The sequence below is a fragment of the Paraburkholderia caffeinilytica genome, assembly GCF_003368325.1.
Taxonomy (GTDB): domain Bacteria; phylum Pseudomonadota; class Gammaproteobacteria; order Burkholderiales; family Burkholderiaceae; genus Paraburkholderia; species Paraburkholderia caffeinilytica.
On sequence record NZ_CP031466.1, the window covers coordinates 521,616 to 535,329 of the forward strand.

General features: G+C 61.1%; 11 protein-coding genes. 4 read left to right on the forward strand and 7 right to left on the reverse strand.

Features of this window, described 5'->3' with window-relative positions:
- Nucleotides 1–17: 17 nt before the first annotated feature.
- Nucleotides 18–1,088 (reverse strand): ornithine cyclodeaminase, encoded by a 1,071-nt coding sequence (locus DSC91_RS02325; RefSeq protein ID WP_115776644.1) that lies wholly within the window; start codon nt 1,086–1,088, stop codon nt 18–20.
- Between the two features lie 238 nt (nt 1,089–1,326).
- On the opposite strand from DSC91_RS02325, the gene DSC91_RS02330 reads away from it, so the two are divergent.
- Entirely contained in the window at nt 1,327–1,758 is a 432-nt protein-coding gene (locus tag DSC91_RS02330) for an Lrp/AsnC family transcriptional regulator (protein WP_115779650.1), read from the forward strand.
- A gap of 80 nt (nt 1,759–1,838) precedes the next feature.
- On the forward strand, nt 1,839–3,416 hold the full coding sequence (locus tag DSC91_RS02335; protein WP_115776645.1) for an amidase: 1,578 nt from the start codon (nt 1,839–1,841) through the stop codon (nt 3,414–3,416).
- A 658-nt stretch (nt 3,417–4,074) separates the two neighbouring features.
- Here DSC91_RS02335 and DSC91_RS02340 read toward each other — a convergent pair.
- The 6 genes from DSC91_RS02340 to DSC91_RS02365 form a co-directional block, all read right to left on the reverse strand.
- Complete coding sequence (locus tag DSC91_RS02340; protein ID WP_115776646.1) at nt 4,075–4,707, reverse strand: response regulator; 633 nt, start codon at nt 4,705–4,707, stop codon at nt 4,075–4,077.
- Entirely contained in the window at nt 4,704–6,716 is a 2,013-nt protein-coding gene (locus DSC91_RS02345) for a hybrid sensor histidine kinase/response regulator (RefSeq protein ID WP_115776647.1), read from the reverse strand. Before DSC91_RS02345 ends, DSC91_RS02340 begins: the two co-directional genes overlap by 4 nt.
- Nucleotides 6,713–8,821, reverse strand: a complete 2,109-nt coding sequence (locus DSC91_RS02350; RefSeq protein ID WP_308422860.1) for a response regulator — start codon at nt 8,819–8,821, stop codon at nt 6,713–6,715. The genes DSC91_RS02345 and DSC91_RS02350 overlap by 4 nt, the downstream gene beginning before the upstream one ends.
- Nucleotides 8,822–8,939: 118 nt before the next feature.
- Nucleotides 8,940–9,338, reverse strand: coding sequence for a hypothetical protein (locus DSC91_RS02355; protein WP_115776649.1), 399 nt, complete (start codon nt 9,336–9,338; stop codon nt 8,940–8,942).
- 138 nt (nt 9,339–9,476) lie between these two features.
- Nucleotides 9,477–9,707 (reverse strand): hypothetical protein, encoded by a 231-nt coding sequence (locus DSC91_RS02360; RefSeq protein WP_115776650.1) that lies wholly within the window; start codon nt 9,705–9,707, stop codon nt 9,477–9,479.
- A 205-nt stretch (nt 9,708–9,912) separates the two neighbouring features.
- Entirely contained in the window at nt 9,913–11,127 is a 1,215-nt protein-coding gene (locus DSC91_RS02365; RefSeq protein WP_115776651.1) for a DUF1444 domain-containing protein, read from the reverse strand.
- Between the two features lie 156 nt (nt 11,128–11,283).
- On the opposite strand from DSC91_RS02365, the gene DSC91_RS02370 reads away from it, so the two are divergent.
- Both DSC91_RS02370 and DSC91_RS02375 read left to right on the forward strand, forming a co-directional pair.
- Complete coding sequence (locus tag DSC91_RS02370) at nt 11,284–11,991, forward strand: dienelactone hydrolase family protein (protein ID WP_115779651.1); 708 nt, start codon at nt 11,284–11,286, stop codon at nt 11,989–11,991.
- A 122-nt stretch (nt 11,992–12,113) separates the two neighbouring features.
- Entirely contained in the window at nt 12,114–13,700 is a 1,587-nt protein-coding gene (locus DSC91_RS02375) for an alpha/beta hydrolase family protein (protein ID WP_115776652.1), read from the forward strand.
- Nucleotides 13,701–13,714 lie beyond the last annotated feature (14 nt).

Here is a 13,714-nt window from a genome sequence, read left to right on the forward strand (position 1 = left end):
CCGGATAGCGGGTTCGGTTAGCGCGCAAAGGCGTTGGCGCGTGCCGGGGTAAAGGCGGCTGGCGTGGCTGCTGTTTCTATCAGGTCGCCAAACAGGTCTTTAGGATCGCTGATTGCCGGAATCAATGCGATATCGATGCCCACGTCGTGGTGCTGTGCCAGTGTGTGGAGATAGCGGAGCGCCGAGTAGTCCTCGAGTGCGAAGCCGACGGAATCGAACACGGTGACCTGCCCGGCGCTTTCGCGGCCCGCAACCTCTCCGGCAAGGACTCTCCACAGTTCGGTGACGGGCGAATCGGCCGGGAGCTGCTGGATGTCACCTTCGATTCGCGTCTGCGGCTCATATTCGACAATCACGCGGCTCATGCGCAGCACGTCCGCATGCAGCTCGGTCTTGCCCGGGCAGTCGCCGCCGACTGCATTCAGGTGCATGCCGGGTTCGATCATGTCCGGCGTGACGATCGTCGCATAGCTTTTGTCGGCGGTGACGGTCGTGACGATATCGGCACCGCGCACCGCGTCGGCGATCGATGCCGCGCGGACGACACGCAGGGCCGGCCATGCGGCGAGATTGCGCGCCAGCTTATCGGTTGCACGCGCGTCGACATCGAACACGCGAATCTCACTGATGCCAAGCAGTGTGTGAAAAGCGATCGCCTGGAATTCGCTTTGCGCGCCGTTGCCGATCAAGGCCATGCGTCGTGAGTCCGGGCGGGCCAGGCTCCTTGCGACAAGCGCGGACGTTGCCGCGGTGCGCAAGGCGGTGGTCAGGGTAAGTTCGGAGAGCAACAACGGGTAGCCGGTATCGACGGAGGCGAGCGCGCCGAACGCCATCACGGTGTGAATGCCGCGTTCGGCGTTGATCGGGTGGCCGTTCACGTACTTGAAGGCGAACAGGTTCGAATCGGCAACCGGCATCAATTCGATGACGCCTAGCTGGGAGTGGCATGCAAGGCGTGGCGACTTGTCGAACTCGCGCCATCGGAGATAGTCGGCGCGGATGGTATCGGCGAGTTCGCTCAAAAATCGCGGCACGCCGATATCGGCGACGAGTCGATAGGTGGCGGGTACGTCGAGAAAGCGGGTCATGGTCATGTCTCCGTGATTGATGTGGGCTCCGGTGTGGGAGCAATGACGGAATTATTCCTTCAGACCTCGCCAACAAAAAGACAGCAAACCTCACAAATTTCACAGATAAGATGTCAAAATGCTCGCCTGAAATAGCATTTTGTACATTGCCGCATGAAGACATCGCCAGGTAATGTAAGGGCGGATGAGGACAGGTGCGGGCAGCGGAACGCCGTCGCCGGCGACACAGAAAACCATCATGATCAATCTCGACGACATCGACAGGCAGCTCATTTCGCTGCTGCGCGACAATGCCCGCATGTCGGTGGTGGCGCTTGCAAAGCACCTGCGCGTGGCGCGTGCAACGGTGCAGAACCGGCTCACGCGCCTCGAGGAAAGCGGCGTGATCGTGGGCTATACGGTGCGGCTGAAGCCGGCGGCCGAGGCGCATCGGATTCGGGCGCTGATGTCGATTGCTGTCGAAGGCAACCGCGCGGCAGACGTGCTCAAGGTGCTGCGTGGCCATCCCAATGTCGCAACCATTCACAGCACCAATGGGCGGTGGGACCTCATCGCGGAGTTGCGAGCGGACTCGCTGGAGAATTTCGATCGGGTGCTCGGCGCGATTCGTTTGATCGACGGAATCGCAAGCACCGAAACCAGTATCTTTTTATCGACGCACAAGATGTGAGCGGTCGCGAGAGGGAGCGCGCCTAGCCGACCTGTCACGCCGTGCGGAACGCCACGACAAACGTCAATTCGACCTTCTCCATGCGACGACGCACATTCTTCGAATCAGTTGGCCTAGTAGCCGCCGGGCTAATGTCAAAAGGCGCCAGCGCCACTTCGCCGATATCGGCATCCGGCGCGCATCCTTCGTTGATATCGGGTGGCGAGATGAGCGCGACACAGGCAGCGCGTTATTTTCTGGATCGTATCGAAGCGATCGACCGCCGTGGCCCCCGGTTGCGCAGCATGATCGAGCTCAATCCCGACGTCATGCGGATCGCGGCGGCGCTGGACGCCGAGCGCCATGAGGGCAGGCGTCGCGGCCCGTTGCATGGCGTGCCGGTCGTTATCAAGGACAACATCGCAACGGGCGACAAGATGGCGACGACGGCAGGTTCGCTTGCCCTCGCCGGCATTCGCGCAACCCGCGATGCCGACCTCGTGCGCCGCCTGCGTGAAGCGGGTGCGGTCATCATCGGCAAGACGAATTTGAGCGAATGGGCGAACATCCGCTCCACGCGCTCGACTAGCGGCTGGAGCGCGCGCGGCGGCCTGACGCGCAACCCCTATGCGCTGGACCGGAACACGAGCGGCTCGAGCTCGGGCTCCGCGACGGCCGTCGCCGCGGGTTTGGCGGCAATGGCGATCGGCACCGAAACGGACGGGTCGATTGTGTCTCCCGCGTCGATCTGCGGGGTGGTCGGACTCAAGCCGACTGTCGGACGGATAAGCCGTGACGGCATCATTCCGATTTCGCACTCGCAGGACACGCCTGGTCCGATTACCCGATCGGTCCACGACGCGGCGCTGCTGCTTTCGGCGATTGCCGGAGCGGACACGCGTGATTCGCAAACGTCGGCGGCGCCCGCGCCGGACGATTACGTGCGAGCGTTGAACAAGGACGCATTGAAAGGCGCGCGGATTGGCGTCGCAAAAGAGTTTTTCACGGGTCACGATGAAGTCGACCAGCAGATCGAATTGGCTATCGCGCAGTTGCGGCTGCTCGACGCCGACGTGATCGATCCGGTCGATTTGCCGCGCGTCGGTTACGACAAGGAAGAGCTTTCCGTGTTGCTGCATGAATTCAAATACGACTTGCCGCTGTGGCTGGAGGCGTTCGCGCCGCATGCGCAGGTTCGCAACCTGGCCGATGTGATGGCTTTCAACAACGCGCATCGCAATCTCGAGCAACCTTACTTCGGTCAGGAACTCTTCACGCAAGCTGAGGCCCTGGGCGATCTCGATAGCGATGTGTACAAGCGAGCGTTGGCAACTTGCCGTACGCAATCGCGTGACGAAGGGCTGGATCGCGTGCTCCAGCAACATGGTCTGGATGCGATTGTCGCGCCGACGGGTGGGACCGCCTGGCTGACCGACTTCATCAACGGCGACAGTAGTAATGGAGGTTTTTCAACGCCGGCTGCAGTGGCCGGCTATCCGCATCTGACGGTGCCGGCCGGGCAAGTGCGTGGTTTGCCGGTTGGTTTGTCGTTTGTCGGACCCGCCTGGAGCGAAGCGCGGTTATTGGCGTTGGGCTATGCGTTCGAACAGGCGACCCAGTGGCGCAGGGACCCGCAATTTCTGACGCGGACCGATGCGCCTCTGCTGGTCCGCGATTGAGTGAGCCGACGTTGCGGCGGTGGCTCAAGTCTGAAGCACCAGGGCTGCGGTCGCAAACAGGGCGAATACGTCACAAAGCTTTGCCTTATCCGGCACCCGTTTATTATTCATACAAATATATTCTGGATATCTTATACGAGAAAATCAATCGATCTTTTCTCTCAATTCCGACACCTGGGTCTGTCGGTCATGGCAGTGTCAACTATCTGGTCCGTACAGTGGCGGTTGTTTGCAAAGGGTTTAACCGTGAGAAAGTTTTAGCAAGAATTGATTCTTCTATTGAGTTAATGACTTGGAGAGCCTGCAGGATTTCTATTTCAATGAGCAATCGGCAAAAAAAAGCCGACACATTGTGTCGGCTGGAAAGACTCTGGCGTCCGAGGAATGCATGCCAGAACCTGAGAGACGTTAATCAGTCAATTTTACGGATCGCAATGCGAGATGCGGACATTATTGCCGCATGCTTGAATTTAACAACGCGTCGGCGTGGTTTCACTCAGCGGGATTATTTTAAGTGTGCCGACTTCGTTAGGAAATGATCATAAAACGAAAAGCTTTGGTGAAGCATAAAGGCGTCAAAAAAATTTGTCGATCAGCCATTGCCGATTTCGGGGACGGGGAATCCTTATGTTCATGTAGGGATTCCCTTAATTGAATTTTATTCCGTACTAATGTGATGTCTGATCGCATAGCGAATCAATTCCGAATTATTACTGATCCCCAGTTTTTGCATCAGGCGCATTTTATGGGTGCTGATGGTCTTCGCACTGAGCGCGAATGCTTCAGCGATATCGTTGATGCTCTTTCCAGCGGCCAAGGCTTGCAACACCTGGAATTCGCGATCGGACAGCATGTCGTGCGGCGGGGTGTCGCCGGAATGAGTGCCGAAAATCATCGAGTCCACCAGCTTCGGATCAATGAATCTGCCGCCTTCGGCCAGCTTGCGAATCGCGGCAAGCAGGATCTCCGGGTCGCTGTCTTTGGTGAGGTAGCCGGTTGCGCCGGCGCGCAGCGCGCGCGAGACGACCTGAGCCTCGTTGTGAATGCTCAGCACGAGTACCGGCAGGCCGACGTATTCGGCCCTGATGCGCCGGATCAGGTCGATGCCGCTGATGCCCGGCATCGTCATGTCGAGCAGCAACAGGTCTGGACACCGGGCGCGTAGTTTCTCGAGTACTTCGGCGCCTTCGGCCGCCTCGTCGGCGACGATCATGTCGGTGGTAGTCGCGATGATCTGTTTCAGACCACCTCGCACGATCGCATGGTCGTCTGCAATGAGGATCTTTATCATGTGCTTTTCTCGGTCCTGAGCGGGATGTGAATGGAGACGGTGGTGCCCGCGCCGGGCGCGCTTTCAATGTGCAATGTGCCGCCAATCAGCCGCGCGCGTTCGCTCATGCCGAGCAATCCATAGGAATAGCGGCGGCGCGCCACGGGCAGATCGAAGCCGCATCCGTTGTCGCGGATATTGAGTGTCAAGGCGCCATTGCTTGCGGTGAGCGTGACGTCGACTCGCGAAGCGTCGGCGTGGCGCGCAACATTGGTCAGCGAAGCCTGCGCGATACGGAACACGGCTGTTGCATGCGCGTCCGGCAGAACGGGTTCGCTGCCGTGAATCGACAACTGGCACGGCATGCGATTGCGTCGAACGAAGTCGTCCACGAGCCACTCGAGTGCCGACAGGATGCCGAAGTTTAGCGCAGCCGGCCTGAGGTGGCTGGCAACATTGCGCACCATCCAGATGGTCTTCTCGACCAGTTCGCGCATGTCCTCGGTTTTTCTGGCTGCTTCCGAATCGCTGTCGAGCCGCATCCGCAGCAGCGACACGTCCATTTTCAGCGCGGTCAGCAGTTGCCCGAGTTCGTCGTGAATTTCCATGGCGATCCACTTTCGCTCTTCTTCGCGAACCGCCTCCATGTACGCGGACAACTCGCGTAGCCGTTCGCGCGATTCGAGCAGTTCCTGTTCGACGCGCTTGCGTTCCGTCATGTCCTGAATCGTGCCGACCAGCTTGAGCGGGTTGCCCGGCCCTTCGTGCGGTGCTTCGACGTGAAGCTGCACGATGCGTGGCTCGCCGTCCGCACCGGTCAGGCGGCAATCGAGAAAATGGGGCTGCCGGTCGGTGATCACCGCGCGCACGGCGCGCCGTATGGCGGGCCGGTCCTCAGGGTGGATCGCAGCGCGCAGTGTTCGATAGCTCGGCTTCACGCTGTTCGGCTCGAAACCGAGGATCCGGTACATTTCATACGACCAGTGCGTCACGCCGGCGGCGGCATTCCATTCCCAGTCGCCCAGTTTGGCCAGCCGCTGGGCGTTCGCCAGACTGGCTTCGCTGGCGCGCAATTTCTCTTCCGCCTGTTTGCGCGCAGTGACGTCGTTGAGACCGACATAGATCGCCGGGGCGTCGGCGAACGTCGCAATGCGAGCGGTCGCCGTTGCCCAGAAGCGCTCACCCTCCGAATTCTTGAACTGGATTTCGTTGTTGGTGAATCCGCCTTCGTGGCGCAGGAGTTCGACCGTCCTGTCGCGCTCCGTCGGGTCGACATAGAAGTCGCCCATATGGGTGGTGCCGCAATCGTTCGCGTCGAAACCGAACAGCCAGCGGAACGGCCCGTTCATATAAAGGATCCGTCCATCGTCCATGGACGTAATGCACAAGGGCACCGGGCTCGTCTCGACGATCGTGCGAAAGCGCGCTTCGCTCGACACGAGTTTCGTTTCGGTCCGTTTGCGTTCGTCGATCTCGACAAGCAGGCTTGCATTCGCGCGCGCGAGTTGGCCGGTCCGTTCGGCGACGCGGTCTTCGAGTTCGTCGCGCACGCGAGAGAGGGCTTCCTGTGCCTGCTGTCGAGCCGCGACCTCGTTCGAGAGACTGGCGTTCTGCAAACGGAGCGCCTTGTGCATGGCGCGCAGCGTAAGGTGGGTGCGAATGCGCGCCAACATTTCGGCGATCTGGAACGGCTTGGTGACATAGTCGATGCCACCCACAGCGAATCCTTCGACGAGGTCGTCGGTATCGGCGAGCGATGTCATGAAAATCACCGGAATTTCGCGGGTCTGCTCGTTACGCTTGAGCCGGCGACAGGTTTCGAAGCCGTCTATGCCCGGCATTTTTACGTCGAGCAGAATCAGGTCGGGCTGAGAAAATTGCGCCCGTTCGAGCGCCTCCTCGCCGTCGAGCGCAACGAACACGCGAAAGCCCTTGTCCTCGAGACTGTCGGCCACGACGCCAATGTTGATCGGCGCGTCGTCCACAACCAGAATAGTGGCCGGCTCCGCCGCGATCGTTGTGTCATTCATGGCTTGGACTTCCTCTCGAGATACTCCTCCGCGAGCCGCAGAATGGCCTTTGACTGATAGCCTTTCACGAGTGCGCGCAGTTCCGTAGTCAATACCAGATTGCGCTCGTCGAGGGCCGCCAGCCTGTCGGCCCATTCGGCGATGGCACGCATGTCGCCCAGACGGGCGAGACGATGCAGAGTGTCGAGTTCGTCGTCGGGCAACACGGGCGGGTGCGTGCGCGATGCGTCGGATTGCTGCGGGCGAGTTGCCGGCGAGCCCGTCCACTTCAGCGCCAGCAGGTCGGCGAGATGGGCCTGCAGCCGGTCGAAGTCGACCGGCTTGGAAAGGAACGCGTTCGCGCCTGCGTCGGTGCTCCGCTTCTCGTCGCGCCAGGAAGGATTCGCCGACACGGCGATGATCGGAATATCGCCGAGCCCCGGCAATCGGCGCAATCGGCGCGTGGTTTCGAAGCCATCCATTTCCGGCATCAGGATGTCGGTCATGATGAGCGACGGCGCCTCGCTGCGCGTCTTGGCGAGTCCCTCGTCTCCGCTGGTGGCCTCGAGGGTGTCGAAGCCCAGTTGATCCAGAAACTCGACCACGACCGCCCGGTTGACGGGCTCGTCGTCGATCACCAGCACTTTACGGCGTGGCCCGGCATAACCCGTTGCGCGCCGCGCGGCCGGCGTTGCCGGGGCGGGGCGGGCGGTGGGCGCGTCGGTGCCGGCCGGCGCGAGATCGAACCAGAAGACGCTCCCATGCGCCACCACGCTCTCCGCGTGGATTTCGCTACCCATTGCGCGCACGAACTGCTGGCTGATCGCAAGACCGAGTCCGGCACCACCGGCGCGTCGTTCGGGGCCGCCGGTCTGCTCGAAAGGCTCGAAAATCGCGCCGAGCTTGTCGGCCGGGATGCCGATACCCGAGTCGCTCACGCAGAAGCGCACCGCGCCGGAAGGCGCACGGGCGACTTGCAGGCTGACCCAGCCGGTGTCCGTGAATTTGACCGCATTCGCCAGCAAATTGAGCAGCACCTGCCGTAAGCGGCGCTCGTCTGCCCGCACCGCGCAGCCCAGGTCGGGGGACAGGTCGCATACGAAGCGCAGGTGTTTTTGCTCCGCCTTCACTTCGATGATGTCGCGGATCGTATCGAGCACGCCCGGCAGCGCCACATCGGCCATTTCAATGCGCAGCTTGCCGGCTTCGATGCGCGCGAAATCGAGCGTGTCGTCGATCAGCGTCAGCAGATGCTCGCCGCTACGATGGATCACTTCGACCGCGTTGCGTTGGCGCTCGTTCTGGCTGCCATCGCGCAGCAAAATCTGCGTATAGCCGAGGATGCCGTTCAGCGGCGTGCGCAGCTCGTGGCTCATGTTCGCGAGAAACTCGCTCTTGGCCCGGTTGGCGGCTTCGGCGAGGTGCCGCGCTTGCCGCTGTGCAGTGGCGTCGCGCTCGGCGAGATAGGCGTCGTGCAGCCGCGCGCCCATGCTGTTGAACGCGGCGACCACGCGATCGAGCTCGTCTGGCCAGCGCGGCTTGCGGCGCGGCAGGACGAACGGCTTCGGCGCCGCACGGAAGTCGTATTCGCCGACCAGACGGGCAATCGTGGCGAGATGCCGCGTCACGAGGCGCGAAAAGATGTAGATGGTGAACAGCGCAACGATGAACGTATAGGTCGCCTGACCGATCAGAATGACCAGCGCGGTTTGCTCCAGCGCCTGATAGAGGTTGGCAAGCGTTGCTTGCACATAGAGGGTGCCGATCTTCTGCTGAGCACCGTGGATGCGATAAAAGATCGGAAATTCGCGGGATATCACGGCACCCGTCCTGCGCTCGCCAGCCGTCACCACCAGCGGTGTCGCGCTCGATCCGGTTTCGCGCACTTCGGCGGCGCACATGTCGGCGAGCCGCAGGATGCCGTTCAGCTGAAGCTGAAGCTCCGTGCGGTTGAGCTGCCACAGGCCCTCGCCAAGGCTGTCGCGATTGCTTCTGTCGATGTCCGACAGACGTGTTTCGATCAGCTCGACCCCGCGGCTATAGTCGCGATAGAGTTGCAGCGCGCTCAGCAATAACGTGACGGCGCAACTGAACAGCAGCACGGTAGCGAGCAGCCGGAAAACCACGCTGTGCCTGAATCGGCTGGGCGAGGCAAAGAGTGAACCAACGCTATTCGCCAGCATATTTCCCCGCGAGTGCTGTGTTTCTTGCTTCTGTATTTTGCACTCGTAGCAGAATCGCGGTCTATAAGGGGCCGTCGAGGAGGTCCGCTACGGTAACCGCCGGCATTTGACCCGCTGCGTTCGCGAGCCGCGTCCGCATCCACATGATGCCGGCGCCGTTCGCGGCGGTGTTGCCACGCGGCAATGGCTCGCCAATGATTTCGCGGGCGTAGCCGATTATTTCGCGGGCCAGCATCGACTCACGAGTGCCGAGTTTCGGCGTCTGGAACTGGCACAGGTCCGACATGGCGTCGGCCAGACGCTTGACCGCGACGGCATCGTGGCCGGTCAATGGCCAGCAGTGCAAAAGATAGGCGAGCGGCACCAGTTTTCTTTCTTCACACCAAAGCTCGAATAGACGTATGCACAGCTCGTCGATGCGTTCGACTGTTTTCTCGGGTGGCAAAAAGTAGTCGGTCATGACGGTGATCCGGCGATGGGTTGTAATGAACCACTTTAAACGCCGCGCTTGAGTGTCGCCGTCAGGTAGTCCGGACTATAGGCCGCTGGTTTCCTGATTTTTCGGTCAGGAAATCCTTAATGCCTATCGTCCCGCGCATCAGTTCCGTTTCTTTGCGTCGAGCGGATCGAGCCAGCGCTCTTTGCGATCCAATGGCACCCATCCCGGGAGCAAGGGATTCTTCAATAAGAAAGGCCCAGCGGCCCTTCTCACCACGTCTTCGGATACGCGAAGAATTCGGACGTGGGTGAGGGCGGCGGTCGACGGACCGGGCGCGCCGACGCTGCCGAAGATCGGGCTCAACAGGGCGCCGGTAATCAGGGAGAGCATCGCTGATAGTTTCAGGCGGCCGCGGGATCCGACGCAGCGGATTCTATCAAGGTGAGCGAGGACGAACATGAATAGCCTGAACCGGAAACGACGGGTAAGCCGCAGTATGAGTTCGAGGGGCGACGTTGGGCAATTTCGATCATTGCAGCATGGTTCATCGACCCGGCGGCGTCTTCCCTTTCTTGAGGCAAGTGGTGTTGGTTCGCTACGCCGGTTTTTCGACCGGTGGCTCCGCCTTTGCAACCCATGTTTCGAAGATTGCCTGCTCCGGGAAAGCATCGACTTCGTAACGTATCGGTAAATGGTCGGTCGGTTTCAACAAGTGACCGCAGGCCGCGACGACTTCTTCCCATGGCATTTGCACATGCTGATTGGTGGAAGGGCGGAAGAGAAAAATCTTGTCGGCGGCAGGCAATAGCGAACGCACGCCTTCGGTCCATGCACAGAGACTATGGACCGAACCGTCGGGAGCTTGAAGCGCTGTGAACTTTGCGACGAATATATCGGTTTTCCGTTGCTGGAAGAGTTGATCGAGGCGGGTCTTCTGAGCTTCGTAGTCGCTGGCGACTTCCTTGATCCGCATGAGCGCCAGCTTTTGGGCAAGCGCCTGTGGCGCAAATTTTTCCCAGCGTTCGCCGTTCCAGCGGAGCATCAGGGGCGGCAGCGGGCGCGGCTCCTGGAGCGCTGATTCAGCGATCGACACCATGGTGGCAAGCCCTGCATCATTGTGCTCGCCGGTGAGTAGCAATACTTTGCGGTTGGGGGCCATCACGACCGGCGCACCGGAAATGCCTTGACGGTGCAGCAGATCGGTGAGCAGCAGGCGGCCCGCGTCGTAATGGTCATCGTACGCGGACATCAATACGCCGTTCTGCAATTGCGTGAACGATCGGGTCGACTCAGCGCGGAGATTGTCAATGGCGATCTCGTAAGCTTCTTCGAATGAAACGCCCCATTTGGCGAGTGTGGAACCCGTCAGCCGGGCAATCGTATATTCGCTGTCATAGGCGATGCCGATCTCCAGGTTCTCGCAGAGTGGACGAAAGACGATGTCACGCTTCGCCGTCTCTCCCAGCGACAGGTACATATACCCCCGCTCGGTGGCACTTCGAATCACAGGCCTCAGATGCGAGCGAGCCTCAGCGAGCGTCTCCGGGATGTAGTGCTGCATCATTCCTGTTGCCTGGTGCTGAAGGGTGTCCGCACGCATGCCGCGCTTTGCCGATATGTACTCGCGGTACATATTGGGCAAATTAATGATGTCGGACGGAATTCTGCCGTCAACGGGCGGCAGCGTCAGGCGGCTTTGCGGCGCGTCGTATTGCCACTGACGGGTGTCGCCCAAGGCGCGCAAGCGCGCGGCAAACAATTCGGCGTATCGCGATTGGGACGGAACGAATAGGCGATCCAGAAAGCGCATGGTCGAAAAGATGATCCAGGTCGAATGAAAAGGAGCACATACATGCTCGTGAAGGCAGCACACAGGATATCGACCGGATTGCAACAAAGCTTGAGCTCTGCAAAACCCGCCACTCTGGCCTATGCTAGCGGCTTCGGCTACTTCGAGGAGCAACTGATGCAACCGGCTACAGGATCGATGATCACGTTTAACCGCCCTGACGGCAAAGACGTCCAGGGTTATCTGGCCAGGCCGCGGAAACTGGAGGGCGCGCCTGCCATCGTCGTGATTCAGGAATGGTGGGGTTTGAACGACCAGATTCGCGGCGTGGCGGACCGGCTCGCGCAGGCCGGCTATCTGGTGCTGGTGCCCGATCTCTTCCGCGGCAAGTCGACGGTTGAAGAGGCGGAGGCGAACCATTTGCTGAGCGGACTCGACTTCGGCGATGCCGCGACGCAAGACGTGCGCGGCGCCGTCCAGTATCTGAAGCAGCACTCGGCGAAGGTCGGCGTGACCGGGTATTGCATGGGCGGCGCGCTTACCTTGCTCGCGCTCTGCAACGTCCCCGAAGTATCGGCTGGTGTGGTGTGGTACGGCTTCCCGCCGCTGGAGTACATCGACGCTTCGAAAATCAAGGTTCCGGTTCTCGGTCACTGGGCGACGCAAGACGAATTCTTCCCGGCTGAAACCGTCGACGCATTGGAAACCAAGCTCAGCGCGGCCCACGTCGACGTCGAGTTTCATCGCTATCTTGCGTACCATGCGTTCGCGAACGAAACGGCAGTCGGTCCGGGCCGAATCTCCAGGACCCAGTTCGATCCGGTCTGGTCGCAGCAGGCCTGGGACCGCACGCTGACGTTCTTTGGCCGCACGCTCTGGACGTAAGCCGGCACGCACGAACCCACACCGCCAGGCCAGGTTTACCTATACTCCTCTCACTCTGTAAGGCCGCCCAACCGCCGTAATACCAACAAGCGCCAACCGGCGCCAACAAGACGGAGCCTCACATGCCTGTAGCGATGCGAAACGCGGCCCTCGTGCTGCTGACATGTTTCACGTTGGGCGCCACTGCTTATGTCCAGGCGGGCTCCAGTTGCGATGAGGGGTGCAACGCCCGCGGCCAGCTCCTCGACCACCGCGTCACGCTACGGCTCAGTGCTGGGGCGTTTTCGAAACTGCTTGCGTCGAACGCGTCCGGTCAGCAGCTCGCGCAGGTCGCCGGCGCGCCCGCTTGCAGTGTGGAGATCGTGACTTTCCGCTACCGCACCGTCGGCGGCGCGGGCGAGCCCACCACGGCCAGCGGCGCGCTGATGATTCCCAGCGGACGCTCGGCGGCATGCGGCGGGCCACGTCCGCTGATGCTCTATGCGCACGGCACGACCGCGTACCGCAAATACAACATCGCCGATATCACGCAAACCGATCCGGGCAATGGCGACGGCGCGGGGGAGGGCATCAGCGTTGCCGCCATGTACGCGGCCCAGGGTTATATCGTGGTGGCGACTAACTACGCGGGCTATGCCGGCTCCGACCTCACGTATCACCCTTACCTGAACGCCGATCAGCAATCCGCCGACGTGATCGACTCGCTTCGGGCGGCGCGGGCTGTGCTGAGCGAAGTGAAGCCGGAAAGACGGACGCGCGAGAACGGCAAGCTCTTCGTCACCGGCTATTCGCAAGGCGGCTTCGTGGCGCTGGCGACGCATCGTGCCTTGCAGGCGGCCGGCGTCAAGGTCACGGCGTCCGCGCCGGGATCGGGTCCGTATGCGCTTGCCGCGACCGCGGACGCGCTCATCGAAGGCGAGGTGAACCTGGGGTCGACGCTGTTCACGACGTTGATCGTGACGGGCTACCAGCATGCCTACGAGAACATCTACCGAAAACCCGGCGATTTCTATGAAGCGGCGTATGCCCCGGGCATCGAGAATCTTCTGCCGAGCCTGCAGCCGCTCGACACGCTATTTTCGAAAGGGAAACTGCCCTCGACGCAACTCTTCAGCAGCGTTCCGCCCGCGCCGCAATATGCTTCGATGACACCGCCGACTTCGCCACCGCTCGTGCCGCCCTCATTGACATCTTTGTTTGCTGCCGGGTTCGGCAACGCCAATCTCGTGCGCAACGCCTATCGCCTGAGCCTTCTGGACGATGCCGCGGCCAATCCCGACGGCGCGTTTCCCAACACCACGGTGGCCTCGACGCCGGCTGCGAATCCCATGCACCCGCTGCGCCAGGCGTTCAAGCGCAATGACTTGCGCAACTGGCTGCCGCGTGCGCCGGTTCTGCTGTGCGGCGGCGGCTCGGATCCCACCGTATTTTTCTTCAACGCACGCATCGAGCAGGCCTACTGGCAGAACGCCAATGTGCCGGCAGGGCTTACGTCCGTGCTGGACGTGGACTCTCCGATCTCCGGGCCTAGCGATCCGTACGCGCCCATCAAGCAGGGCTTCGCCAGCGCGAAGGCGACGCTCGCGAATCAGGCCGTAGCAGGTGGTGCGACCGACGGCGGCGCCTCGGCCGTGCTTCAGGCGTATCACGGCGAACTGGTCGCTTCCTTCTGCATGGTTGCGGCCCGGGCCTTCTTCACGAATTTCTGAGCGTTGCCGTCTGC